Source organism: Pseudomonas purpurea, from assembly GCF_039908635.1.
Classification (GTDB): Bacteria; Pseudomonadota; Gammaproteobacteria; order Pseudomonadales; family Pseudomonadaceae; genus Aquipseudomonas; species Aquipseudomonas purpurea.
In genome coordinates, this window is sequence record NZ_CP150918.1 from 2,627,892 (window position 1) to 2,652,174 (window position 24,283).

At 60.7% G+C, this 24,283-nt stretch carries 20 protein-coding genes and 2 pseudogenes; 18 read left to right on the forward strand and 4 right to left on the reverse strand.

Going from position 1 to position 24,283, the window contains the following annotated elements; all coding sequences use genetic code 11:
• Positions 1 to 212: 212 nt before the first annotated feature.
• Together AABM54_RS11780 and AABM54_RS11785 are read right to left on the reverse strand one after the other, a co-directional pair.
• Positions 213 to 1,607: a HAMP domain-containing sensor histidine kinase gene (locus tag AABM54_RS11780; protein WP_347905732.1), complete on the reverse strand. Its 1,395-nt coding sequence runs from the start codon at positions 1,605 to 1,607 to the stop codon at positions 213 to 215.
• Entirely contained in the window at positions 1,585 to 2,268 is a 684-nt protein-coding gene (locus tag AABM54_RS11785) for a response regulator transcription factor (protein ID WP_347905733.1), read from the reverse strand. The genes AABM54_RS11780 and AABM54_RS11785 overlap by 23 nt, the downstream gene beginning before the upstream one ends.
• A 142-nt stretch (positions 2,269 to 2,410) precedes the next feature.
• Here AABM54_RS11785 and AABM54_RS11790 point away from each other — a divergent pair, with 142 nt between their 5' ends.
• The 4 genes from AABM54_RS11790 to hcnC all read left to right on the forward strand — a co-directional run bounded on the left by AABM54_RS11790 (position 2,411) and on the right by hcnC (position 6,251).
• A complete protein-coding gene (locus AABM54_RS11790; protein WP_347905734.1) occupies positions 2,411 to 2,800 on the forward strand; it encodes a hypothetical protein in 390 nt (129 codons plus the stop codon).
• A 478-nt stretch (positions 2,801 to 3,278) separates the two neighbouring features.
• Positions 3,279 to 3,593: a cyanide-forming glycine dehydrogenase subunit HcnA gene (gene hcnA, locus AABM54_RS11795; RefSeq protein ID WP_347905735.1), complete on the forward strand. Its 315-nt coding sequence runs from the start codon at positions 3,279 to 3,281 to the stop codon at positions 3,591 to 3,593.
• Positions 3,590 to 4,999 (forward strand): cyanide-forming glycine dehydrogenase subunit HcnB, encoded by a 1,410-nt coding sequence (gene hcnB, locus AABM54_RS11800; RefSeq protein ID WP_347905736.1) that lies wholly within the window; start codon positions 3,590 to 3,592, stop codon positions 4,997 to 4,999. Before hcnA ends, hcnB begins: the two co-directional genes overlap by 4 nt.
• Positions 4,992 to 6,251 carry a cyanide-forming glycine dehydrogenase subunit HcnC gene (hcnC, locus tag AABM54_RS11805; RefSeq protein ID WP_347905737.1) on the forward strand — a complete coding sequence of 420 codons (1,260 nt, stop codon included), beginning with the start codon at positions 4,992 to 4,994 and terminating at the stop codon, positions 6,249 to 6,251. Before hcnB ends, hcnC begins: the two co-directional genes overlap by 8 nt.
• A gap of 109 nt (positions 6,252 to 6,360) precedes the next feature.
• On the opposite strand, the gene AABM54_RS11810 is transcribed toward hcnC, so the two are convergent.
• Positions 6,361 to 6,978 carry a glutathione S-transferase N-terminal domain-containing protein gene (locus AABM54_RS11810; RefSeq protein WP_347905738.1) on the reverse strand — a complete coding sequence of 206 codons (618 nt, stop codon included), beginning with the start codon at positions 6,976 to 6,978 and terminating at the stop codon, positions 6,361 to 6,363.
• A gap of 157 nt (positions 6,979 to 7,135) precedes the next feature.
• On the opposite strand from AABM54_RS11810, the gene AABM54_RS11815 reads away from it, so the two are divergent.
• On the forward strand, positions 7,136 to 8,053 hold the full coding sequence (locus AABM54_RS11815) for a DHH family protein (protein WP_347905739.1): 918 nt from the start codon (positions 7,136 to 7,138) through the stop codon (positions 8,051 to 8,053).
• A 3-nt stretch (positions 8,054 to 8,056) separates the two neighbouring features.
• On the opposite strand, the gene AABM54_RS11820 is transcribed toward AABM54_RS11815, so the two are convergent.
• Positions 8,057 to 8,977 carry a MurR/RpiR family transcriptional regulator gene (locus AABM54_RS11820; protein WP_347905740.1) on the reverse strand — a complete coding sequence of 307 codons (921 nt, stop codon included), beginning with the start codon at positions 8,975 to 8,977 and terminating at the stop codon, positions 8,057 to 8,059.
• Positions 8,978 to 9,288: 311 nt separating this feature from the next.
• Here AABM54_RS11820 and iolC point away from each other — a divergent pair, with 311 nt between their 5' ends.
• From iolC to AABM54_RS11885, 13 genes and pseudogenes are all read left to right on the forward strand, one after another.
• Positions 9,289 to 11,226, forward strand: coding sequence for a 5-dehydro-2-deoxygluconokinase (gene iolC / locus AABM54_RS11825; protein ID WP_347905741.1), 1,938 nt, complete (start codon positions 9,289 to 9,291; stop codon positions 11,224 to 11,226).
• 150 nt (positions 11,227 to 11,376) lie between these two features.
• A pseudogene (iolE, locus tag AABM54_RS11830) lies at positions 11,377 to 12,271 on the forward strand (myo-inosose-2 dehydratase).
• The gene (gene iolB, locus AABM54_RS11835; RefSeq protein ID WP_347905742.1) at positions 12,268 to 13,077 is read left to right on the forward strand and encodes a 5-deoxy-glucuronate isomerase; all 810 of its coding nucleotides are present in this window, start codon (positions 12,268 to 12,270) and stop codon (positions 13,075 to 13,077) included. Before iolE ends, iolB begins: the two are co-directional and overlap by 4 nt.
• A gap of 30 nt (positions 13,078 to 13,107) precedes the next feature.
• Complete coding sequence (locus AABM54_RS11840; protein ID WP_347905743.1) at positions 13,108 to 13,929, forward strand: TIM barrel protein; 822 nt, start codon at positions 13,108 to 13,110, stop codon at positions 13,927 to 13,929.
• A 146-nt stretch (positions 13,930 to 14,075) separates the two neighbouring features.
• Entirely contained in the window at positions 14,076 to 16,007 is a 1,932-nt protein-coding gene (iolD, locus tag AABM54_RS11845; RefSeq protein WP_347905744.1) for a 3D-(3,5/4)-trihydroxycyclohexane-1,2-dione acylhydrolase (decyclizing), read from the forward strand.
• A gap of 30 nt (positions 16,008 to 16,037) precedes the next feature.
• Positions 16,038 to 17,063, forward strand: a complete 1,026-nt coding sequence (locus tag AABM54_RS11850) for a Gfo/Idh/MocA family oxidoreductase (protein ID WP_347905746.1) — start codon at positions 16,038 to 16,040, stop codon at positions 17,061 to 17,063.
• Between the two features lie 55 nt (positions 17,064 to 17,118).
• Positions 17,119 to 17,307, forward strand: a pseudogene (locus AABM54_RS11855) (gfo/Idh/MocA family oxidoreductase); the annotation flags it as partial.
• A gap of 336 nt (positions 17,308 to 17,643) precedes the next feature.
• Complete coding sequence (locus tag AABM54_RS11860) at positions 17,644 to 18,570, forward strand: sugar ABC transporter substrate-binding protein (RefSeq protein ID WP_347905747.1); 927 nt, start codon at positions 17,644 to 17,646, stop codon at positions 18,568 to 18,570.
• A 70-nt stretch (positions 18,571 to 18,640) separates the two neighbouring features.
• Positions 18,641 to 20,206: a sugar ABC transporter ATP-binding protein gene (locus AABM54_RS11865; RefSeq protein WP_347905749.1), complete on the forward strand. Its 1,566-nt coding sequence runs from the start codon at positions 18,641 to 18,643 to the stop codon at positions 20,204 to 20,206.
• A gap of 69 nt (positions 20,207 to 20,275) precedes the next feature.
• The gene (locus tag AABM54_RS11870; protein WP_347905751.1) at positions 20,276 to 21,298 is read left to right on the forward strand and encodes an ABC transporter permease; all 1,023 of its coding nucleotides are present in this window, start codon (positions 20,276 to 20,278) and stop codon (positions 21,296 to 21,298) included.
• 390 nt (positions 21,299 to 21,688) lie between these two features.
• Positions 21,689 to 22,093, forward strand: coding sequence for a TraR/DksA C4-type zinc finger protein (locus tag AABM54_RS11875; RefSeq protein WP_347905753.1), 405 nt, complete (start codon positions 21,689 to 21,691; stop codon positions 22,091 to 22,093).
• A 210-nt stretch (positions 22,094 to 22,303) separates the two neighbouring features.
• A complete protein-coding gene (locus AABM54_RS11880; RefSeq protein WP_347905755.1) occupies positions 22,304 to 23,914 on the forward strand; it encodes a methyl-accepting chemotaxis protein in 1,611 nt (536 codons plus the stop codon).
• 134 nt (positions 23,915 to 24,048) lie between these two features.
• Entirely contained in the window at positions 24,049 to 24,252 is a 204-nt protein-coding gene (locus tag AABM54_RS11885) for a hypothetical protein (RefSeq protein ID WP_347905757.1), read from the forward strand.
• The last annotated feature ends 31 nt before the right edge of the window (positions 24,253 to 24,283 follow it).

Sequence of the window (24,283 nt, forward strand, 5' to 3'; positions counted from 1 at the left end):
TTATCGAGCTTCAACATTCATGCCTGCGGGCCGGACACTGCTGGAAGTCGGGCGGTTGCGCGCTCCAATGCCTGTTCAGAAAAACAGGGCCGGGCGCTTCCATTGACTGTAGAACAGCGCCTGCCGAACGCAGGAGAAAAAACACCGGTCGTCATGAACGCCATGACCTGGCCCCGACGCTCAAGCACCCGGTGCGCAATGCCTCTGCGGTTTCAATCCGTGTCCAGCAAGCGTTGCCGACAGTCGAGACTTAACCGGGCGCCACCGAGTTCACTGCTGCCCACTTCAAGGCTGAAGCCGTGCAGGTTGACGATCGCGGCGACGATGGACAGTCCCAGGCCGAATCCGGCGTGCTGCGCGCTGTCGTCCACGCGATAGAAACGTTGGAACACCGCTGTACGTTTGTCCGGCGGGATGCCGGGGCCGGAGTCGAGGACTTCGATTCGCGTGCTGCCGCCGTGCCGTGAGCCACACAGGACCACCTCGCCACCGGGCGGAGTGAACTTGATCGAGTTGCTCAACAGATTGGCCAGCGCTTCGAACAACAAGGCGCGGTCGCCGGTCACACTGGGCAGTGAGCCGGGGGCATGCAGGCTCAGGCGCAACTGGCCTTCTTCGGCCAGCGGCAGGTAGAAGTCATGCAGTTCATGCAGCAGCGCCAACGGGTCGAGCACCACAAAGCCTGCGCGGCGACGCTGGTCTTCCAGTTCGGAAATACGCAGCAACCCGCGAAAACGCGCCATCAAGGTGTCGGTTTCGGCGATCACCTGATCGAGTTGCAGCGCCTGGGGCGATTGTTCATCGGCCTGTTGCTGAATCCGGTACAGCTGCGCGCGCAAACGGGTCAGTGGGGTGCGCAGGTCATGGGCAATATTGTCGCAGACGCCTTTGACCTCATTCACCAGGCGCTCGATCCTCTCCAGCATGGCGTTGACGATGGCCGCGAGCATGTCCAGTTCATCGCGCCGGTTCGACAGCGGCAAACGCTGGTTCAGGTTGCCGGTGACAATGGCTTCGGCGCTGGCCTGCAATTGGCGGATACGCCGTAGCGGGCGTCGTCGCAGCAGGTGCCAGCCGGCGATGCCGGGGATGATGGTCAGCGACACACCCCAGAGCAACGCGTGGAGGATGATCCGTGTCACGGCGAACAACGAACCGTTGTCGCGGACCAACAGCAGCCAGCGCCCGTCCTGGGTGTAGCTCGCCACGGCGTCGCAACTGTCGGACGGCAGGCCGGGGTCGTCGGGGTCCGAACAGTCGCGCAGTTCATGGATCTTGCCGTCCAGCGGCAGGCCGGCGGGGATCATGCGCACCGGCCCGCTTAGCGGGCGCAGGTGTTCGTCGAACAAGCCATACGCGTCAATGCCGCGCTGGTCGAACGTCAGGCTGGTGGCCAGCGCATCATCCAGTTGCTCGCCATGGAAGCGTGAAAACAGGTGCTGGCGTTGCATCAGCGAGTGTTTGGCCAGGTTGTCCAGGTAGCTGGAGACCTCGTAATACATCACGCCCATGAGAATGCCGCTCCAGGCCACGAACAGCGCACTGTAGAGCGCAAGCAAGCGGCTGCTGGAAGAGCGCCAGCCGTTAGACGGGTTCAGCAATGACATACCCCGAGCCTCGCACGGTTCTAATCAGCGGGATCAGGCCGGGCGGGTCGATCTTTTTGCGCAGGCGACCGATGTGCACGTCGATCAGGTTGGTGCCGGGGTCGAAGCGATAACCCCAGACTTCTTCGAAAATCATCATGCGCGACAGGATCTGCCCGGTGTTGCGCATCAGGAATTCGAGCAACTTGTATTCGGTGGGCAGCAGGCTCAACAGCTGTCCGGCGCGGGTCGCCTCATGACTGATCAGGTTCAGTTGCAGGTCCGCGACCCACAGCGCGGTGTTGAGCTGGGTCCCGGTGTTCTGGCGACGCAGCAACACCTCTACCCGGGCGGCCATTTCATCGGTGGCAAACGGTTTGGTCAGGTAGTCATCGCCACCGGCGCGCAGACCACGGACTCGCTCATCGACATCGGAGAGGGCGCTGATCATCAGGATCGGTGTGTGCACGCCCAGGGTGCGCAAGGTGGTGACAATCGCCAGGCCATCGAGCTCCGGCAGCATGCGGTCGAGGGTGATCAGGTCGTAATCGCCGCTGGCCGCCCGGGCCAGGCCTTCACGGCCATTGGCGATCCAATCCACGTCGAGGCCGTTGCGGGTCAGCTCGGTGACGATTTCCCTGGCCGTCACTGCGTCGTCTTCAATGGTCAGAATGCGGGGCATCGGGCTTTCCTGGTGAGAGGTTCAGAGGGCAGGGCGACAGTCTGCCAAGGATTGAGTGTGGGTCATCTAAAAAATATTTCATCTCGCCGGGCGTTTATCCGGCATCGAGACCGGACGCCGTCCTGGCGCCCAATCCTGGCTCATGGATGTTTATACTGCGCCGCCTTCGGGCTTCACCCTGGCGAAAAGGACATTGGCAGCATTGAATATCAAAAAAAGAATGGTGGTACCGATCATTGTCGGCTTCTTGCTCATCCCGTTGTTCAGCGTGCTGCTGCAACCCGATGTCAAGAGCGGCATCCGATTCGCAATCAGCGCCACCCTCTGTTGGTTTCTCTATAAAGGTGCCTCGTGGGCGCGCTGGGTCATGGGTGTTCTCTGCGCATTGGGCGGTCTGGCGTCTGCCTACTTTGCCTTGGCGCAGTCGTCTTCGGCGGCGCAGTTTATCTTTGTGGTGCTGATGGTGTTTTACCTGCCTTCGGCGTTTGTCTTGCTGACAGGGGCTTATCTCAAAGTCCCGCCTCGGCTCTGACCGGCGAAGTGCGATGGTTTGAGGCTTATACCTAAAACCCGCTGAAACCGACCTGTCTTGCACAGTCGCTTGCCCAACACACGATCCCGCTCATTATTTTGATTGCGCTGTTCGTGCACGGATACTGGCCTTTTTGCACCACGCCGCCACTGCCTCGCAGTGGCGGCTTTTTTATTTTGTTTGCAGGAGAGGGCCGGGCCAGAGCCTTTGCTTGTGGTCAGGTGGTTTCCGGGTTTCAAACCCTGGCAACAGCCTGCGTTTTTACTGGCCTGGATCAATATTCGAATGGGTTATTTGCCTTAGGGTAAAAGATCCTAGCCCTTTGCAAGACATGGACTACATTGTCTGGCTTGCTCTTGTTGCATAGTCGATGAGCCCTTGCAAAGCAGCCGGTTTTTCTGACCGCGATCCTGCAAGGGGGGAGTGCAATATGAAGCTGATAACCCTTACCTGAACCTCTTCACGGATGAAATGAGTAATGCATCGCCTAGACCGACCGTTTGACATCCAGCCGCTTCAGCAGGCGGATATGACCATCCAGATCAATGGCCAACCGGTGAGTGCCGCTATCGGCGAAACCGTACTCACGGTCATTCAGTCTTTGGGAATGCGCCAGGTTGCGCGCAACGACCACGACCAGGTTTCCGGCGCCTATTGCGGCATGGGGGTTTGCCACTGCTGCCTGGTGAAAATCAACGGACGACACAAGCGCCGCGCCTGCCAGACACTGGTCCGGCCGGGCATGCAGGTCGATACCGCCGTCAATCGCATTGCCGAGCAGGAGGCACTATGAACCTGCAACCGGTGATCGTCGGCGGTGGCCCGGCGGGTATGGCGGCCGCGATTGAGCTGGCTGAACACGGCGTGGCCTGCACGTTGCTCGAAGAGGCGTCGCGACTGGGGGGCGTGGTCTATCGCGGGCCGCTGCGCGACGGCGTGCAGCTGGATTACCTGGGGCCGCGTTACTCGGAAGCACTGGCCAAACTGCACGGTGGTTTCCAGGTCAACGCCGGGCTGATCGATGTCTGCCTGAACAGCCGCGTAATCGGTGCCGAAGGGCACCGTGCACTGGTGCTGCTGGATGCGGACGAACGTTTGCAGGAGGTCGAGTATTCGCATCTGTTGCTGGCCGCCGGTTGCCATGAGCGCAGTGTGCCGTTCCCTGGCTGGACCTTGCCGGGGGTGATGCTGCTGGGTGGTTTGCAACTGCAGATCAAAAGTGGCGTGGTCAAGCCGCAGGGGCCGGTGGTGATCGCCGGCACCGGCCCGTTGTTGCCGCTGGTGGCCTGCCAGTTGCACGCATCCGGGGTGACGGTGGCGGGTGTCTATGAAGCCTGCGCCTTCGGCAAAATCGCCAAGGAAAGCCTGGCGCTGCTGAACAAACCGCAACTGTTCCTCGACGGTTTGAGCATGTTGGCTTACCTGAAAATGCACCGCATCCCGATGCGTTACGGCTGGGGTGTGGTGGATGCCTACGGGGAGGGCGAGCTGAGCGGTGTCACCGTTGCGCCGTACTCGACCACCTGGCAACCGGACGCGAGTCGCGCCCAGAAGATCCCGGCGCAAACGCTGGCGGTCGGCTACGGTTTCATTCCGCGCACCCAACTCAGCCAGCAAATGGGCCTGGGCCATGGGTTCAGCGATGACGGCTATCTGCGCGCCACCACCAACACCTGGCAGCAAAGCAGCGAGCCGCACATTCACATGGCCGGCGACATGGGCGGTATTCGCGGTGGCGAGGCGGCGATGCTCAGCGGGCGGATTGCCGCTGTGTCGATACTGCTGCAACGCAATGTGCTCAAGGAAGACCAGGCTTTGGCGCTGCGTGAGCGCTATCTGGGCAAGCTCAAGGCTATCGTGCGTTTCCGGGCGGCGGTCGACCGCTACACCGAGCGCGGCGCCGGGCAAACTGCGCTGCCGGCAGCCGATACCGTGATTTGCCGTTGCGAGCACGCGACGCGCGCCGACATCGATCGTGCCTTGAGCCAGGGTGTTCAAGATATGGCCAGCCTGAAGATGCGCACTCGCGTGAGCATGGGCGACTGCCAGGGACGCATGTGCGTGGGCTACTGCAGCGACCGTTTGCGTGAGGCCACCGGCCGCGCCGACGTGGGCTGGCTGCGCCCGCGCTTCCCGATCGACCCGATTCCTTTTTCGGCCTTCCAGACCACCAGCACGGATGCGTTGAACCATGAGTAAGTACTACGACGTTGTAATCGCCGGCGGCGGTGTGATCGGGGCGTCCTGCGCCTATCAACTGTCCAAGCGCAAAAACCTGAAAATCGCCCTGATCGACGCCAAGCGCCCCGGCAACGCCACGCGCGCGTCTGCCGGTGGCCTGTGGGCGATCGGCGAGTCGGTCGGCCTGGGCTGCGGGGTGATTTTCTTTCGCATGATGTCGTCCAACCGCAAGCGCGAGGCGCAGGGTTCGGCGGTGGCGGTCGACTCCAGCACGCCGCACATCCTGCCAGACTCGTTCTTCGACTTTGCCCTGCAATCGAATGCGATGTACCCCGAGCTGCACCGTGAGTTGCAGGAAAACCACGGCATGGACTTCAAGTTCGAAAAGACCGGGCTCAAGTTCGTGATCTACGACGACGAAGACCGTTTGTATGCCGAGCACATCGTGGCCTGTATTCCACACCTGTCCGATCAGGTGCGCTGGCTTGACCAGGCAGCCCTGCGTGAAGCCGAGCCGAGTGTCAGCCATGAGGCGCGCGGGGCGCTGGAGTTCCTCTGCGACCACCAGGTCAGCCCGTTCCGGCTGGCAGACGCTTACACCGAAGGTGCGCGGCAGAATGGCGTCGACATGTACTTCAACACCAACGTGACGGGCGTGCTGCACAAGGGCACGCGGGTCAGTGGCGTACAGACGGCCGAAGCCGGGCTGTTCAACTGCGACACCCTGATCAACGCCGCCGGGGCCTGGGCCGCAGACCTGAGCCTGATGGCCACGGGCGTGAGCATTCCGGTGAAACCGGTCAAGGGCCAGATCCTGTTGACCGAGCGCATGCCCAAGTTGCTGCAAGGTTGCCTGACCACCAGCGACTGCTACCTGGCGCAGAAGGACAACGGCGAAATCCTCATCGGCAGCACCACCGAAGACAAAGGCTTCGACGTGACCACCACCTACCCGGAAATCGCCGGGCTGGTGCAAGGCGCGGTGCGTTGCATTCCGGAGCTGGCTGACGTGAATCTCAAGCGCACTTGGGCGGGTTTGCGCCCGGGTTCGCCAGATGAGTTGCCGATTCTCGGTCCGATGGCGGGCGTGGACGGCTACCTCAACGCTTGCGGGCATTTCCGTACGGGCATACTGACTTCGGCGATCACCGGCGTACTGCTGGACAAACTGGTGAACAACGAGCCGCTGCCACTGGACATCACACCGTTCCTGGCGGACCGGTTTGAAGCGTCACCGGTGGTAGAGAAACCACAGGCAGAGCTGGCCTGATGAGCGCCAGTTTGACTGTGTGATCGTTCATCGTTGGCTCGCTCCCCATCAAGTGCGGGAGCGAGCCTGCTCCGGGCGGCGTCCGACGATCGCGTTTGAAGGGTTGGAATCAATCCTGGGTCATCGGTGTGCTGACAAACGCGGGCAACTGTTCCGCGTAAGCAGTGAACGCACTGATCTTCGGAAAGCGCGCGGCATCCACCTGATCCGGCACCACCAGGTTCGTGAAACTCCAGGCCACGGCAAGGCTGATGCCGTCCTGGTTGAGTGAGCCGTCCATCTTCAACGGCTGCTTTTGCAGTTCCTGCTCCAGCGCCCCATATGCCGCCAGCAACTGCCCGCTGACGCGCTCCAGCCACGGCTCATGCTGTTTCTCGGCAGGCCGCAGGTTCCTTTCGTAATAGATCTGCACCGATTTCTCGCAGGCCGCCAACGCCAGGCCGATCAGCCGCAACGCGCGCAGGCGCTGGTTCAGATCCACTGGCATCAAGCTGTTGCCGGGCCCCGCCAAAGCTTCCAGGTAGTCGAGGATCAAGGTCGAATCCATCAGCACCTCACCATCGTCCAGCACCAGCGTGGGGGCCTTGACCACAGGGTTGATCTGCTGGAACTGGTCAAAGCCCCTGAACACTGAAATCGAGGCGTGTTCGAAGGGGATGTCCAGCGATTTAAGGCTAATGGCGACACGCCTGACATAGGGTGAGTCGAGCATTCCGATCAGCTTCATGTACGGCTCCTTGGGTGATGGGCAGTAAACAATCATAGGCAATGCGCCGCCAATTTAGCGGCAAACCGATGAGCTTCGCCACTGTCACGCCGGCGTAACAACGAGGTGCGAAGGTGCCTGGATTTGGCAGCAGGGCCATTGGCCCGACAGGGACGTTATGATCATTGTGACTTCAGGCTCGGCGTATCTGGACATCGACGCCTATGCCGGCTGTATCGCCTACGCCGAGTTGCTCAACCTGACGGGGCGCCCGGCACGGGCGGTGAGCCGCGCACCGCTGAACCTGAGCATCAGCCCTTCACTGCGCGACGGCGGCAAAGGTCTTGATTGCCACGTGCCGCAACCGGACGACGAGTTTGTGCTGGTGGATGTCAGCGACCCTCGGTATCTGGACCGCATCGTGAAAATCGAGCGGGTGATCGAGGTGATCGACCATCATCCGGGGTTCGAAGCGTTCTGGGTCGAGCGATTGGCGGAGCGGGCGGACATTCGAGTCATTGGTGCGGCCTGCACCCAGGTCTACGAGCGCTGGGTCGCGTCCGGGTTGCTGGCCTCCATCAGCCCTAGCAGCGCCACCTTGCTGGCGGCCGGGATTCTCGATAACACCTTGAACTTCGGTGCTCTGGTCACCACCGAACAGGACATCCAGGCCTACGCGGCGCTGGCCCGGTTGGCGGGGTTGAGTGACGATTGGCCCGCGCGGTATTTCATGGAGTGCCAGGAGGCGCTTGAAGGCAAGCTGCACGTCGCGTTGCTTCAAGACTTGAAAACCATGGAGCAAAGCGACCTGTTGCCGCGTTTTTTTGCGCAGCTCTGCGTCTGGAATGCACAGGTACTGCTGCAACGCCAGCGTCCACGCATTGCCCTGGAGCTGGGCAAGTTCAGTGATGACTGGCTGCTGAATATCATCAGCATCCAGGAGCGCAAAAGTCATTTGCTGATGGGCAGCACGCTCAGTACGCAGAAAATCATGACCTTGCTGGACCACCCCGGCCATGACGCAGAAATGGTGCTGACCCCGCCGATCCTTCGCAAAGAGTTGGTGGCCAAAGCGCTGGCGAAGGCGGCAGGTTGAAGGTCAGTCCTCGAACCCGACCTGCTCGTGAATCTCGTCCATCTTCAGCTCCAGGCGATACGCCACGGCGATGAACAGCGCCTGACACAGGCACAACGTTGCACTCAGCGAGCGGAACGCGAACGAGCTGCCTTCATTGACCAGCAGCACGGTGTTCGCCCGTTTGGCCAGGGGCGAGAGGTTGCTGTCGGTGATGATCAGGGTTTTCGCCTGATGGTGCTGGGCGATGCGCAGGCAGTGCTGGGTTTCCTTGGCGTAGGGCGTAAAGCTGATGGCGATCACCAGATCGTTGGGCCGCACGCTGCGCATTTGCTCGCGGTAGCTGCCGCCCAGCCCCGAGACCAGGTGAATACGCTTGTTGGTGTGTTGCAGGTTGTACACCAGGTAATCGGCCACCGCGAAGGAGCGGCGCACGCCGACCACGTAGATGTTGTCGGCATTGACCACCAGGTCCACGGCCTTGTCGAAGGCCTGGTCATCGAGTTCCAGGCCCAGGCGTTCGATGCCTGACAACGTGGCGTTGATGCACTCGCGCGCTAGGTCGCCGCCGCTGGCTTTCTGCGACTTGTTGGCGATCATGCTGCGAATGCGTTGCTGGTAGTTCTGTACCGGGGTGGTCTTGTGCGTATACGCCTCGCGGAACAACGCCTGCATTTCGCTGAACCCGCTGAACCCGAAGCGCTGGGAGAAGCGCACGATGGCCGAGGGGTGGACTTCGCATTCACGGGCGATGTCGCTGATGCGGTCGACCATGATCCGGTCGCTCTGCTGGCTCATGTAACTGGCGATGCGTTTGAGCTGGCGCGGCAGGCTTTCGTATTCGTTGGTAATCAGCTGCAGCAAGCGCTCGGCATTGATCGGGGGGCTGGCGAGGTCGCTCTCGGGCGTGGTCTCGGCGGTAGCCGGCTGATCGGTGCGGGACATAAATAATCCTTCTGGCTTGTTCTTATAGGGCCGCTCGATAACGGGCTACCCCTGACAATAGGTTGGCTGTGCGCAGTCTACAGGGTAGGCGCAAATAAAATCTTGAGCCTTGGGTCGGCCAGACAATTGCTGAAACGATGCACTGTGTCTGCCGGGGTGTGTCAAAGTTTATTGGAAAAAATATTCCATGTAAAAATTTAATGGAATAAATATTGATTTGTCGCTCGCGTACGTTTTAGTCTGCATCCACCAAGAGTGTTCGGCGCGACTGCACGCCCGAACGCAGGCTGATAAAAATAACAGGAGCCAGCATGGGCCAGACTCGTTTTGCCAGTGGGCGTCAATTGGATCTGATTTGCCTGGGGCGCCTTGGCGTCGACCTTTATGCGCAGCAAGTCGGCGCACGGCTGGAGGACGTCTCAAGCTTCGCCAAATACCTGGGCGGTTCGTCCGCCAACATTGCCTTCGGGACGGCGCGGCTGGGGTTGAAGTCGGCCATGCTCAGCCGGGTGGGCGACGACCACATGGGGCGGTTCCTGCTCGAATCCCTGGCCCGCGAAGGGTGTGACGTCAGTGGCATCAAGGTCGATCCGGAACGCCTCACCGCGATGGTCCTGCTGGGCCTCAAGGACCGCGAAACCTTCCCGTTGGTGTTCTACCGCGAGAACTGCGCCGACATGGCGCTGCGCGCTGAGGACATCAGCGAAGCCTTTATCGCTTCCAGCAAAGCCTTGCTGATCACCGGCACTCACTTCTCCACGGACGGCGTCTACAAGGCGAGCATCCAGGCGCTGGATTACGCCGAGAAACACCACGTCAAACGTGTGCTCGACATCGATTACCGCCCGGTTCTCTGGGGGTTGGCGGGTAAAGCCGATGGAGAAACCCGGTTTGTCGCCGACCAGAATGTCAGCCAGCACGTGCAGAAGATCCTTGCGCGTTTCGACCTGATTGTCGGTACTGAAGACGAGTTCTTGATGGCTGGCGGTTCCGAGGATTTGCTCACTGCGTTGCGCAATGTGCGGCGCCTGACGCCAGCCACGCTGGTGGTCAAACTCGGGCCGCAAGGCTGCACGGTGATTCACGGGGTGATTCCGGTTCGTCTTGAAGACGGCGCGATCTATCCCGGCGTGCGGGTGGAAGTACTCAACGTACTGGGCGCCGGTGATGCGTTCATGTCGGGCTTTCTCAGCGGTTGGCTGGAGGACGCCACTGATGAGCGCTGCTGCCAGTTGGCCAATGCGTGTGGCGCTCTGGTGGTGTCGCGCCACGCCTGCGCCCCTGCGATGCCGACCCGCGCCGAACTCGATTACCTGTTCAATAGCCCGGTGCCGATCACCCGGCCGGATCAGGACGCGGTGCTGCAACGTTTGCATCAGGTCAGCGTCCCGCGCAAGGCCTGGAAGCAACTGTTCATCTTTGCCTTCGACCATCGCGGGCAACTGGTGGAACTGGCGCAAAAGGGCGGTCGTGACCTGAGCAGCATTGGCCAGCTCAAGCAGTTGTTCATCAACGCCGTGGAGCGGGTCGAAGCGGATTTGCGTGAGCGGGGCATAGATGCCGATGTTGGCGTGCTGGCTGACCAGCGCTTTGGCCAGGATTCGCTGAATGCGGCGACCGGTCGTGGCTGGTGGGTGGCGCGGCCCGTCGAGGTGCAAGGTTCGCGGCCGCTGGCCTTCGAACATGGTCGCTCGATTGGCAGCAACCTGATCGCCTGGCCGCAGGAACAAATCATCAAATGCCTGGTGCAGTTTCACCCGGACGACGAGCCGCTGTTGCGCCTGGAGCAGGAAGCACAGCTCAAGGGTTTGTATCAGGCGGCGCAGGTCAGCGGCCATGAGTTGCTGCTGGAAATCATCCCGCCCAAAGATCACCCGTCGCCTCATCCGGATGTGCTCTACCGAGCGATCAAGCGCCTCTACAACCTCGGGATTTTCCCTGCGTGGTGGAAGATCGAGGCGCAAAGCAGCGAGGAGTGGAAACAGCTCGACGAGCTGATTCAGGAACGCGACCCGTACTGCCGTGGCGTGGTGCTGCTGGGACTGAACGCACCGGCCGCGACGCTCGCCGAAGGGTTTGCGCAAGCGAGCCAGAGCCAGACCTGTCGAGGGTTTGCGGTGGGCCGGACGATTTTCCAGGAGCCGAGCCGAGCGTGGATGGCCGGGGAAATCGACGATGAAGCGTTGACCCGGAGAGTGCAGGGCACCTTCGTCGAACTGATCGACGCCTGGCGCACTTCCCGGAGTTGAACATTTTCAATGTGTGAACACTGAACCTGTGGGAGCGAGCTTGCTCGCGATGAGGCCTTCAAGGGTGCCAAAAGCATCGCGAGCAAGCTCGCTCCCACAGGGGGCCGCGCCACGTTCAATGGTTATGTAAAAACAATAAAAGGTGCAGCCATGCCCGCTATCCGAATTGGCATCAACCCGATTTCCTGGAGTAACGACGACCTGCCGTCCCTCGGCGGCGAGACGCCGCTGAGCACTGCGTTGAGTGAAGGCAAGGCGATCGGCTACGAAGGCTTTGAGCTCAACGGCAAGTTCCCCAAGGACGCCAAGGGGGTGGGCGATGTGCTTCGGCCTTACGACCTGGCGCTGGTGTCGGGCTGGTATTCCAGCCGTTTGGCGCGGCGCTCGGTGGCCGAAGAAATCGACGCCATCGCCAGCCATGTCGAGCTGCTGGCGCAGAACGGCGCCAAGGTGCTGGTGTACGGCGAAGTCGCCGACTCCATTCAAGGCCAGCGCACTCCGCTGGTTGAGCGTCCGCGCTTCCACACCGGGCAAGCCTGGCAGGGCCTACGCCGACAAGCTCACCGAACTGGCACGTTTCACCCTGTCCCACGGCGTGCGTCTGGCCTATCACCACCACATGGGCGCCTACGTCGAATCACCCGCCGACATCGACCAATTGATGGCCCTGACCGGCAGTGAAGTCGGGTTGTTGTTCGATTCCGGCCATTGCTACATGGGCGGTGGCGAGCCGCTGGAGGTGCTGCGCAAACACATCGGGCGCATCTGCCACGTGCACTTCAAGGACGTGCGCAAACCGGTGGTGCAACTGGCGCGCAACAATCTCTGGAGCTTCCCTGATTGCATCATCAACGGCACGTTCACCGTGCCGGGTGACGGTGATATCGACTTTGCCGCGCTGCTCGACGTGCTGCTCGCCGCCGACTATCACGGCTGGCTGGTGGTCGAAGCCGAGCAGGATCCGGCGGTCGCACCCAGCTATGCCTACGCCAAGAAGGGTTACGACACCTTGCATGCCTTGCTCGATCACAGGAGCGGACAATGAGCCTGCTGATCAAAAGCAATGCTTGTGGCCAGACCATGGTCGAGCTGGCGGCCGGTACGCTGGAGTACGTCGGTTTCGCCGCGTATCGCTTGAGCCTGGGCGAAACCCTGCCGGTCAATGCCGGTGATAAAGAACTGTGTCTGGTGCTGCTCAGCGGTCGGGTCGATGTCAAGGGCGAAGCGCCAGGGCAGGGGGCGTTCAACTGGGACAACATCGGCGACCGCCACTCGGTGTTCGAAGATAAATCACCGTTTGCCACCTACCTGCCGCCCGGCAGCCAGGCGCAGGTGGTTGCCCTCAGCGACGTGCAAATTGCCGTGTGCGCCGCGCCTGGGTCGGCCTCGGCCAACCTCTGCCCGCGCCTGATCAAGCCCGAAAACATGCAGCGCAGCGTGCGCGGCAAGGGTGCCAATACCCGTTATGTCTGCGACATCCTGCCGGACACCGAGCCGGCGCATTCGCTGCTGGTGGTGGAAGTACGCACGCCGTCCGGGCATTCGTCGAGCTACCCGCCGCACAAGCACGACACCGATGATTTGCCGCACCAGAGCTTTCTCGAAGAAACCTACTACCACCAGATCAACCCGCCCCAGGGCTTCGTGTTTCAGCGGGTCTACACCGATGACCGTTCCATCGACCAAGCCATGGCCGTGGAAAACAGCGACCTGGTGGTGGTGCCCAAGGGCTATCACCCGGTCAGCGTGCCTTATGGCTACGAGTCGTATTACCTGAACGTCATGGCCGGCCCGAAACGGGTCTGGCAGTTCCACAACGATCCGCAGCACAGCTGGCTGCTGGACCTCTGAGTTCTGAAGACTGACTGGAGAACAAGAATCATGAGCCAGCCCCTGCGTTTCGCCCTGAACCGTATGGTCGCCCCACGTTTGTCGCTGCCGGATTTCATTGAGTTGGCGGTGACCCTGAAAGCCGACGCCATCGAGATCCGCAACGACCTCAAGGGCATCGAGATCGAAAACGGTACGCCGGCCTCGCACGTCCGTGAGTTGTGCGCGGCGCACGGCATCACGGTGTTGTCGATCAACGCGTTGTACCCGTTCGATGTGTGGAACGACGAGCGCCGTGCACAAGCCCTGAAGCTCGCGGCGTACGCCCGTGATTGCGGCGCCTGGGGGCTGGTGATGTGCCCGTTGAATGATCGCGCCGACTCACGCAGCGAAGCCGAACGCGCTTGGGGTTTGCGCACTGCATTGGCTGAACTGGCGCCGATCCTGAGGGAGCACGGCATGCTCGGTTTCATTGAACCGTTGGGTTTTGAAGAGTGCTCGTTGCGCCGCAAGCGCACAGCCGTGGACGCGATCAAAGCCATGGGTGGCCTCGATGTGTTCCGCTTGGTGCATGACACCTTTCACCATCACCTGGCCCGTGAGCACGAGTTCTTCCCGGAACTCACGGGGCTGGTGCACATCTCCGGTGTCGAGGACGCGCAAGCGCCGTTGGCGACCCTGTGCGACAGCCACCGGGTGCTGGTGGGCGAGGGCGACATCCTCGGCAACGCAGCGCAAATTGAAACCTTGCTCAGCACGGGCTACCGCGGCTACCTGTCGTTCGAGCCGTTTGCCGACAGCGTGCATGGGCTGGCGGATATCCGGCAGGCCATCGGCGCGAGCATGGATCACCTGCAAAAATCCCTGGCCTGACATTTTGCTCAGGCCAAAGCAGATCAAAGGTGGGAGCGAGCTTGCTCGCGAAGATGGCAGCACATTCAACATAGATGTGACTGTCAGGCCGCAATCGCGAGCAAGCTCGCTCCCACAGGGTTTCTTCGTGTATTGAAGGATCGGACATGACCACAACAAGACTGACCATGGCCCAGGCCCTGGTGAAATTCCTCGATAACCAGTACGTCGAGGTCGATGGGGTTCAAAGCAAATTCGTCGCCGGGATCTTCACCATTTTCGGTCACGGCAATGTGCTGGGCCTCGGCCAGGCACTGGAGCAGGACAGCGGCGACCTGATCGTCCATCAGGGCCGCAACGAGCAGGGCATGGCCCACGCAGCCATTGGTTTTGCCAAGCAGCATCTGCGGCGCAAAATCTATGCCTGCACCTCGTCGGTCGGCCCCGGTGCGGCCAACATGCTGACCGCCGCCGCGACTGCGACGGCCAATCGCATTCCCTTGCTGCTGTTGCCCGGCGACGTCTACGCCTGTCGCCAACCAGACCCGGTGCTGCAACAAATCGAGCAGTTCCACGACTTGAGCATCAGCACCAACGATGCCTTTAAAGCCGTGAGCAAATACTGGGACCGCATCAACCGCCCCGAACAACTGATGAGCGCAGCGATCCACGCCATGCGCGTACTCACCGACCCGGCGGAAACCGGTGCGGTGACGCTGGCCCTGCCGCAAGACGTGCAGGCCGAGGCCTACGACTACCCCGATTATTTTTTGCAAAAACGCGTGCGCCGCATCGACCGCCGCCCGGCCACCGAAGCCATGCTGGCTGACGCGGTGGCGCTGCTCAAAGGCAAACGCAAACCGCTGATCATCTGTGGTGGCGGAGTCAAGTATTCGGGGGCGAATGCGGCGTTGCAGGCGTTTGCCGAGCGATTCGATATTCCGTTCGCCGAAACCCAGGCCGGCAAGAGTGCGGTGGTTTCCAGCCATCCGCTGAACGTCGGCGGGATTGGCGAAACCGGTTGTTTGGCGGCGAACCTGCTGGCCAAGGAGGCCGATCTGATCATCGGCATCGGCACCCGCTATTCGGATTTCACCACGGCATCGAAATGGCTGTTCCAGCACCCCGACGTGGCCTTCCTCAACCTGAACATCAGCCCTGGCGATGCGCTGAAACTCGATGGCGTGCAGTTACTGGCCGATGCTCGGTCAGGCTTGCAAGCCTTGTCCGAAGCCCTCACCGGTTACCGCTCCAGATGGGGCGAGCAACCGTGTCAGGCCAAGGCGCAGCTGGATGAAGAGGTGGATCGGGTGTACCAGGTCGAATACCAGAGCGAGGATTTCGTTCCGCAAATCAACGACCACATGGACCCGGCGGTGCTGCGCGAATTCATTGAGTTGACGGGCTCCTGCCTGACCCAAAGCCGTGTGCTCGGCGTATTGAACGAAACCCTGGCTGACGACGCGGTGATCGTTGCCGCCGCTGGCAGCCTGCCCGGCGACTTGCAGCGCAGCTGGCGCAGCAAGGGCGTGAACACCTATCACGTCGAGTACGGTTATTCCTGCATGGGGTACGAGGTCAATGCCGCGCTCGGTGTGAAACTCGCGGAACCTGAACGCGAGGTCTATGCGCTGGTCGGCGACGGCTCTTACCTGATGCTGCACTCGGAGCTGGCGACCTCGATCCAGGAGAGACGCAAGATCAACGTGATCCTGCTCGACAACATGACCTTCGGTTGCATCAACAACTTACAGATGGAGCACGGCATGGACAGCTTCGGCACCGAGTTTCGTTTCCGCAACCCTGAATCAGGCAAGCTCGACGGCGGGTTCGTGCCGGTGGATTTCGCCATGAGCGCGGCGGCTTATGGTTGCAAGACCTACAAGGTGAACACCGTCGAGCAGTTACGAGCGGCGCTGGCCGATGCGCGGTTGCAGAGCGTGTCGACGCTGATCGACATCAAGGTTCTGCCCAAAACCATGATTCACAAATACCTGTCCTGGTGGCGGGTGGGTGTGGCGCAAGTCTCCACCAGCGCCCGCACCGATGCGGTGGCCAAAACCCTCAATGAACGACTGACCAAGGCTCGTCAGTACTGATTGCGCTGTCATTTCAACAGGAGTCTTCATATGTCTTTGCTCTCTCATTCCTTGAAGCTGGGCGTCATCGGCACCGGCGCCATCGGCCAGGATCACATTCGTCGTTGCAGCCAGACTCTGCTCAACAGTCGGGTGGTGGCAGTCACCGACATCAATTTGCAGCAGGCAGCGAAAGTGGTCGCCGACCTGAAACTCACCGCCGAGGTGTATCCGGATGGGCATGCGCTGATTCTCGCGCCGGAGGTCGAGGCGATTCTGGTCACCTCCTGGGGCCCGAGCCACGAAGCGTTCGTACTGGCGGCGATTGCGGCGGGTAAGCCGGTGTTCTGCGAGAAGCCGCTGGCGGTCACCGCCGAGGGCTGCCGCAAGATTGTCGAGGCCGAAGTGGCCTACGGTAAACGGCTGGTGCAGGTCGGTTTCATGCGCCCGTACGATGAAGGTTACCGGGCACTCAAAGCGGTGATCGACAGCGGCCAGATCGGCGAGCCGTTGATGCTGCATTGCGCCCACCGCAACCCGACCGTGGGCGAGAACTACAAGACCGACATGGCGATCACCGACACACTGATCCATGAACTGGACGTGCTGCGCTGGTTGCTTGCCGATGACTACGTGTCGGTGCAAGTGGTGTTCCCGCGCAAGACCAGCAAGGCCCTCGCTCACCTCAAAGACCCGCAAATCGTCCTGCTGGAAACGGCCAGGGGCACACGCATCGACGTCGAAGTCTTCGTCAACTGCCAGTACGGCTACGACATTCAGTGTGAAGTGGTCGGCGAGACCGGCATCGCCAGGTTGCCAGAGCCGTCCCAGGTGCAACTGCGCAGCGGGGCCAAGCTGTCGAACGCGATTCTGATGGACTGGAAGGACCGCTTCATCGCGGCCTATGACGTCGAATTGCAGGCGTTCATCGACGGCGTGCGTGCCGGGCAGGTCGGCGGGCCGTCGGCGTGGGACGGTTTTACCGCAGCGGTCGCGGCGGATGCGTGCATCGAAGCGCAGCAGAGCGGGGCGATCGTCAACGTCGCACTGCCAGAGCGCCCACGGTTTTACGGCTGATCACCCCAACCCTCTCGAAACGTCGGATCGCCCCAACGGGGCGAGGGGGCCTGAGCAGTTCTATTGGCAGCTGCAAGCTGCATTGCAAAGCGCTGGCCCATTGCCGGTCGAGGCCCGTGATGCACTGGTGGCGACCCGCGTTCTAGACACTGCGCGCCTGAGCCATGAGCGCCGTCAAGTGGTGGACATACAACCGGTTTGTGGTCATGAAATCGAATTGGAATTAAGTTCTAAAATGAGTTGATATAGAAATTATTTTCCAATAAAGTCATTTCAAGGTTACCGACTATCAACGTTCTACTCGCCTTCAAGCCAGCCTTGATGCCGGGCAGGACGAACAAAAAACAAGAAACAACGATAGGTACCGTTCATGCAAACCTTCAGCACTGCTCTGCGCGTCTTACGTACCGCGTGCCTTCCTCGCGTTCCAAGCCTTTTCTTTTTCAGGTTCCTTTGCGTTGAGCGCAAGGGGCCCGTGGTGTGCTGCATTCCCGGCGCGCCCATCGTTCGCTTGCCTGCTCACTGAATTCGTCCTGCGCCTTATCCATAAAACCAACAAGAATGTGGAGAAAGACTGTTCATGAAGACCAAGATCCGTTTCGCCTCGCTTGCCCTGTCCATGATGCTGGCCAGTGGTGCGGCTTTCGCTGACCTGAAGATTGGCGTGAGCATGTCGCAGTTCGATGACACCTGGCTCACCTACTTGCGTGAATCCATGGACCAGCAAGCCAAGTCCATGCCCGAGGGCGTCAAACTGCAATTTGAAGACGCCCGCAGCGATGTGGTCAAACAGTTGAGCCAGGTGGAGAGCTTCATCAGCCAGAAGGTCGACGCCATCGTGGTCAATCCGGTGGACACCGCCGCCACCAAAAAAATCACCGAGGCGGCGGTCAAGGCCGGGATTCCACTGGTTTATGTCAACCGTCGTCCAGATGACCTGAACCTGCCCAAAGGCGTGATTACCGTGGCCTCCAATGACATGGAAGCCGGCCAGATGCAGATGCAATACCTGGCCGAAAAACTCAAGGGCAAGGGTGACATCGTGATCCTGCTCGGCGACCTGGCCAACAACTCCACCACCAACCGCACCAAAGGCGTGAAAGACGTACTGGTCAAGTACCCGGACATCAAGATCGATGAGGAGCAGACCGGTATCTGGCTGCGGGATAAAGGCATGACGCTGGTCAATGACTGGCTGACCCAGGGCCGCAAGTTCGACGCCATCATCTCCAACAACGACGAGATGGCCATCGGTGCGGCCATGGCCCTCAAGCAGGCCGGGGTCGAGAGGGGCAGCGTGTTGATTGCCGGTGTCGACGGCACGCCCGACGGTTTGCGCGCAGTGAAGAAAGGTGACCTCGCGGTCTCGGTGTTTCAGGACGCCAAGGGCCAGGCCGTCGGTTCCATCGACGCAGCGGTGAAGATGGCCAAGAACGAGCCAGTCGAACAGGCCGTGTGGGTCCCCTATAGGCTGATCACCCCGGAAAACGTTGACCAGTTCAACTAGTCCGCCCATTCAAAAATAACAATAAGCACGCAAGGTAGCCCTGCCAACCTTGCTGATGGAGTACCTGATCATGTTCGCTTCAGCGACTGCTTCGAGCACCCCGTTGGTGGGTGTCCAGCCAAACGTCACGCCGGTTGATGAGCCGTACTTGCTGGAGATCATCAACGTCAGCAAGGGTTTCCCCGGTGTGGTGGCCCTGTCCGATGTGCAACTGCGAGTGCGGCCGGGGTCGGTGCTGGCCTTGATGGGCGAGAACGGTGCCGGCAAATCCACCCTGATGAAAATCATTGCCGGCATCTACCAGCCGGACGCCGGTGAACTGCGCCTGCGCGGCAAACCGGTGACCTTCGACACGCCGCTGGCCGCGTTGCAGGCCGGGATCGCGATGATCCACCAGGAACTCAACCTGATGCCGCACATGAGCATCGCCGAGAACATCTGGATCGGCCGTGAGCAGCTCAACGGTTTTCACATGGTCGACCACCGGGCCATGCACCGTTGCACCGCGCAACTGCTGGAGCGCCTGCGGATCAACCTTGACCCGCAGGAGCAGGTCGGCAACCTGAGCATCGCCGAGCGGCAGATGGTCGAGATTGCCAAAGCGGTGTCCTACGACTCGGACATCCTGATCATGGACGAACCGACCTCGGCGATCACCGACAAGGAAGTCGCCCACCTGTTCTCGATCATTGCCGACCTCAAGGCCCAGGGTAAGGGCATCATCTACATCACCCACAAAATGAACGAAGTGTTCAGCATCGCCGACGAAGTCGCGGTGTTCCGGGACGGTGCCTACATCGGCCTGCAACGGGCCGACAGCATGGACGGCGACAGCCTGATCTCGATGATGGTCGGGCGCGAGCTCAGCCAGTTGTTCCCGGTGCGCGAGAAGCCGGTTGGCGATTTGTTGATGTCGGTGCGGGACCTGCGTCTGGACGGCATTTTCAAAGGTGTTTCGTTCGACCTGCATGCCGGTGAAATCCTCGGCATCGCCGGGTTGATGGGCTCGGGGCGGACCAACATCGCCGAAGCGATTTTCGGCATCACCCCAAGCGATGGCGGTGAAATCCGCCTCGACGGCCAGGCTGTGCGCATCAGTGACCCGCACATGGCCATCGAGAAGGGCTTCGCCTTGCTTACCGAGGATCGCAAGCTCAGCGGGCTATTTCCGTGCCTCTCGGTGTTGGAAAACATGGAGATGGCGGTGTTGCCGCACTATGTCGGCAACGGCTTCATCCAACAAAAAGCCCTGCGCGCCTTGTGCGAAGACATGTGCAAGAAGCTGCGGGTGAAAACCCCGTCGCTGGAGCAGTGCATCGACACCTTGTCTGGCGGCAACCAGCAAAAAGCCTTGCTCGCCCGCTGGCTGATGACCAACCCGCGCATCCTGATTCTCGACGAGCCGACCCGTGGCATCGATGTCGGGGCCAAGGCCGAGATCTATCGGCTGATTGCCTACCTCGCCAGCGAAGGCATGGCCGTGATCATGATTTCTTCGGAGTTGCCGGAAGTGCTTGGCATGAGCGACCGCGTGATGGTCATGCACGAAGGTGACCTGATGGGCACCCTGGACCGCAGCGAGGCGACCCAGGAGCGGGTCATGCAACTGGCTTCCGGGATGACGGCGGTTCACTAGATTTCCAACGAATTGAGGTCGGTGGCGGTTTTGTTCGCCCCCGGCAACGCAATAGAAGGGTGAGTGGTTATGAACGCGATACTGGAAAACAAGCCTGCAACGGCGCCAGCCAAGAGCCGTCGACGCTTTCCGACCGAGTTGAGTATCTTCCTGGTGCTGATCGGTATCGGCCTGGTGTTTGAGGTGTTCGGCTGGATCGTGCGTGACCAGAGCTTCCTGATGAACTCCCAGCGATTGGTGTTGATGATCCTGCAAGTCTCGATCATCGGCCTGCTGGCGATCGGTGTGACCCAAGTGATCATCACCACCGGCATCGACTTGTCGTCCGGCTCGGTGCTGGCCTTATCGGCGATGATTGCCGCGAGCCTGGCGCAGACCTCGGATTTTGCCCGGGCGGTGTTTCCCTCGCTGACCGATTTGCCGGTGTGGATTCCGGTGGTCGCCGGGCTCGGGGTCGGGCTGCTGGCCGGGGCGATCAACGGCAGCATCATCGCGATCACCGGGATTCCGCCCTTTATTGCCACGTTGGGCATGATGGTTTCGGCCCGTGGCCTGGCGCGGTTCTACACCGAAGGTCAACCGGTGAGCATGCTCTCGGATTCCTACACCGCCATCGGCCATGGCGCGATGCCGGTGATCATCTTTCTGGTGGTGGCGGTGATCTTCCACATCGCGCTGCGCTACACCAAGTACGGCAAGTACACCTACGCCATCGGCGGCAACATGCAGGCGGCGCGCACCTCGGGGATCAACGTCAAACGCCATCTGGTGATCGTCTACAGCATCGCCGGTTTGCTGGCAGGGCTGGCCGGGGTGGTGGCATCGGCCCGGGCGGCGACGGGGCAGGCGGGGATGGGCATGTCGTATGAATTGGACGCGATTGCCGCGGCGGTGATCGGCGGCACCAGCCTGGCAGGCGGAGTGGGGCGCATCACCGGCACCGTGATCGGCGCACTGATCCTCGGCGTCATGGCCAGCGGGTTTACCTTTGTCGGGGTCGACGCCTACATCCAGGACATCATCAAGGGCCTGATCATTGTGGTCGCGGTGGTCATCGACCAGTACCGCAACAAGCGCAAAATGAAGCGCTGAACGTTTTGCTTGCTCGCGAAGGGCGTCACGCGGTTGACCTGCCACCCCAAAACCGTGATCTGAGGCGCTATTTTTACGACCCGTTACGCCATGCCGACCCGCATGGCGTTGCCGTTTGTCTTCTATATACAGCCGCTCGATTGAATTTCTTGCTATAAACGCACTCCGATAACCGCCCCAAAGCTTGCCGTAGAGCAATTTAAGGGCTTTGTCAGACAAATTCCCTGTCTTTTCAGTTGCTGAGGCTTCAAGTCGGCCTTAGACTGCCGCCCCTCGTAAATTGAGTGCCGGGTGGCGCTTGGAATGTATGGCGCCTTTCCGAGACCGCAACGGGTCGACCGGAACGCTCCCTAATTCGCCTTAATGCACGTATTTTTTATAGAGAAATCAATGACAAAGGAAAAGTTGCTGGCCATGCCGGCAGATGACTACATGAATGCCGAGCAACTGGCTTTCTTCACTGCGCTGTTGCAAGCCATGAAGGTCGAAACCCACGAGCGTATCGAGCAAAGCCGTGTAGCCATCGAAAGCCTGGACACGCCTGCCGATCCTGCGGACGCTGCTTCCGTTGAAGAAGAGCGTCACTGGCTGGTCAATGTCATCGACCGTGACCAACGCATGCTGCCTCAGCTGGAAATGGCCCTGGGCCGTATCGCTGAAGACACCTTCGGCTGGTGCGACGACAGCGGTGAGCCAATCGGCCTGAAACGCCTGCTGATCAGCCCGACCACCAAGTACTGCATCGAAGCTCAAGAGCGTCACGAGCAAATCGACAAGCACCAGCGTCAAGCCTGATACGGCGGCGTTCTCATCGCGGGCAAGCCTCGCTCCTACGGTTAATGACCGCAGGAGCAGGGCTTGCCCGCGAAGCTTTTTGCCGTCTTGAAGATATCCCGGCGCTTCTATTGATCTGCTTCAAGCCCCCGACTAAGGGACCATGGATAATGGCCTTCTAGTGGCGTTTAATGCAGGTACAACAAATAGAAGCCGTATGGGGTAATGAACATGACGAGAGATGGATCTCTGGCTGGCGCAGCACCGCAATGGGCGGCGACGTGCGGCGAGCGCAATCGCTGGCTGGCACCTACGCTGCAAAGCATCGCCCTGATGCTGTTGTTGTGTGGCATGGCTGTGTGGGAATGGTCACTGTATGTCGGCCTGCCTGTGGCCGTCGTGATTGTCTGGTTACCGCGCTTGCGCTCGCGGGCCGTCGCGCAATTGCCAGTCACCGATAACGCCGGTGCCCTCGGCGAATTGACTCGCGATCTTTCCTATAGCACCACTCATAACGCGCTGTCCGCCGCCGGCGTGGCCTTTTCGGTCAAGCAGTTGGCCGGCAAACTGCAATCCCAACTCGATGCCGCCGCCCGAATCGTCAGCAGCGCCGAAGTGATGATCGGCACCGAAAAAACCACTTCCCAGCTCAGCCGGCAGGCGCTCGGCGCCGCCAGCGAGGCGCATCAAAGCAGCGCCGAAGGGCGTACTGTGCTCGCCGACTCGATCGTGCGCATGCATCAGCTCAGTCAGCGCGCCAACGATAGCCGCGAGTTGATCGAAGCCTTGAGTCTGCGCAGCGAAGACATCCAGCGCGTGACCCTGGTGATTCAATCGATTGCCAGCCAGACCAACCTGCTGGCCCTGAACGCGGCCATCGAAGCTGCACGGGCCGGGGAGCATGGTCGTGGGTTTGCCGTGGTGGCCGACGAAGTTCGCGGCCTCGCCGGACGCACGGCGACCGCCACCGATGAAGTCGGGGTAATGGTGGCCGATATCCAGCAGCGTACGGCACAAGTGGTGGAGCAGATCCGCCAGTTGTCCAGCGACCTTGAAGTGGGCGTCGAGCGGGTGGAACTCACCGGCCAGCATCTGGAAAATATTGCGCGACTGGCCGCTGGTGTAGAAGGCCAGGTCAGCGACATCGCCAAGGGCGCAGACACTAACCGTGAGCAACTGGACAGCCTGTTTTACGCGGTCGAGCAAATGCGCAGCGATCTGGCGGTCAGCGATCAGCAGACTCGGCACCTGGCCGACGCGGCGGTGCAGATGGAGGGGCAGGCCGAAACCATCAGCGAGCGCCTGGCCGAAGTCGGGCTGGATGACTATCACCAACGCATCTACGACCTGGCGCGGGAAGGGGCGAGTCAGATTGCGGCGCGTTTCGAGGCCGACATCGAACAAGGGCGCATCAGCCTCGACGACTTGTTCGACCGCAACTATCAGACCCTTCCCAATACCACGCCGGCCAAGTACCAGACCCGTTTCGACCGTTACACTGATCAGGTCTTGCCAGCCATTCAGGAGCCGCTGCTGCCGCGTCACGAGGGGCTGGTGTTTGCCATCGCCTGCACGCAGCAGGGCTATGTGCCGACCCATAACGCGGTGTTCAGCCAGCCATTGACCGGCGATGCGCAGGTCGACAGCCTGCACAGTCGCACCAAACGTAAATTCGCCGACCGTACCGGCATTCGCTGCGGTAGCCATCAGAAGCCTGTATTGCTGCAAACCTACACCCGTGACACCGGGGAGCTGATGCACGACCTGTCGGTGCCGATCATCCTCAAGGGCCGCCATTGGGGCGGTTTGCGCCTGGGCTACAAGCCTGAAGGCGCGCACTGAGGAGCGGTTCCAGCCGCTGCGATTGTTACCGGATACACAAGAAAGCTGTGCAAGGTCCCAGCTGTTTCCCCACGAATGAGCGCCTTACTATGGCCACATAGTTAGGCGGCTAATTAAAAGATCGGGGTTGAGTCATGCAGTGCAAAGTCGATGTCGCGGTGATGATTGGCAGTGGCGTGCCGCAGGGGCTGCGGGCAATGGGCCAGAGCGTGTGCTGGGTCGTGCTGTTGAACGGAGAACAACGCGGCACGGCGTTCGCCAGTCGCGACGAAGCCGAGGAGTGCAGGGCTGCGTGGCTGGCGCAACTGCACGTCGAAAAGTCCGACAGCCTGCACTGAAAAGGCTGGCTGATTGAATAGATGCACACTC

What these genes read in the sequence shown, in the direction of transcription:
- AABM54_RS11780 (WP_347905732.1), bottom strand. Translation starts at nt 1,607, where the DNA reads ATGTCATTGCTGAACCCGTCTAACGGCTGGCGCTCTTCCAGCAGCCGC.
- AABM54_RS11785 (WP_347905733.1), bottom strand. Translation starts at nt 2,268, where the DNA reads ATGCCCCGCATTCTGACCATTGAAGACGACGCAGTGACGGCCAGGGAA.
- AABM54_RS11790 (WP_347905734.1), top strand. Translation starts at nt 2,411, where the DNA reads ATGGATGTTTATACTGCGCCGCCTTCGGGCTTCACCCTGGCGAAAAGG.
- hcnA (WP_347905735.1), top strand. Translation starts at nt 3,279, where the DNA reads ATGCATCGCCTAGACCGACCGTTTGACATCCAGCCGCTTCAGCAGGCG.
- hcnB (WP_347905736.1), top strand. Translation starts at nt 3,590, where the DNA reads ATGAACCTGCAACCGGTGATCGTCGGCGGTGGCCCGGCGGGTATGGCG.
- hcnC (WP_347905737.1), top strand. Translation starts at nt 4,992, where the DNA reads ATGAGTAAGTACTACGACGTTGTAATCGCCGGCGGCGGTGTGATCGGG.
- AABM54_RS11810 (WP_347905738.1), bottom strand. Translation starts at nt 6,978, where the DNA reads ATGAAGCTGATCGGAATGCTCGACTCACCCTATGTCAGGCGTGTCGCC.
- AABM54_RS11815 (WP_347905739.1), top strand. Translation starts at nt 7,136, where the DNA reads ATGATCATTGTGACTTCAGGCTCGGCGTATCTGGACATCGACGCCTAT.
- AABM54_RS11820 (WP_347905740.1), bottom strand. Translation starts at nt 8,977, where the DNA reads ATGTCCCGCACCGATCAGCCGGCTACCGCCGAGACCACGCCCGAGAGC.
- iolC (WP_347905741.1), top strand. Translation starts at nt 9,289, where the DNA reads ATGGGCCAGACTCGTTTTGCCAGTGGGCGTCAATTGGATCTGATTTGC.
- iolB (WP_347905742.1), top strand. Translation starts at nt 12,268, where the DNA reads ATGAGCCTGCTGATCAAAAGCAATGCTTGTGGCCAGACCATGGTCGAG.
- AABM54_RS11840 (WP_347905743.1), top strand. Translation starts at nt 13,108, where the DNA reads ATGAGCCAGCCCCTGCGTTTCGCCCTGAACCGTATGGTCGCCCCACGT.
- iolD (WP_347905744.1), top strand. Translation starts at nt 14,076, where the DNA reads ATGACCACAACAAGACTGACCATGGCCCAGGCCCTGGTGAAATTCCTC.
- AABM54_RS11850 (WP_347905746.1), top strand. Translation starts at nt 16,038, where the DNA reads ATGTCTTTGCTCTCTCATTCCTTGAAGCTGGGCGTCATCGGCACCGGC.
- AABM54_RS11860 (WP_347905747.1), top strand. Translation starts at nt 17,644, where the DNA reads ATGAAGACCAAGATCCGTTTCGCCTCGCTTGCCCTGTCCATGATGCTG.
- AABM54_RS11865 (WP_347905749.1), top strand. Translation starts at nt 18,641, where the DNA reads ATGTTCGCTTCAGCGACTGCTTCGAGCACCCCGTTGGTGGGTGTCCAG.
- AABM54_RS11870 (WP_347905751.1), top strand. Translation starts at nt 20,276, where the DNA reads ATGAACGCGATACTGGAAAACAAGCCTGCAACGGCGCCAGCCAAGAGC.
- AABM54_RS11875 (WP_347905753.1), top strand. Translation starts at nt 21,689, where the DNA reads ATGACAAAGGAAAAGTTGCTGGCCATGCCGGCAGATGACTACATGAAT.
- AABM54_RS11880 (WP_347905755.1), top strand. Translation starts at nt 22,304, where the DNA reads ATGACGAGAGATGGATCTCTGGCTGGCGCAGCACCGCAATGGGCGGCG.
- AABM54_RS11885 (WP_347905757.1), top strand. Translation starts at nt 24,049, where the DNA reads ATGCAGTGCAAAGTCGATGTCGCGGTGATGATTGGCAGTGGCGTGCCG.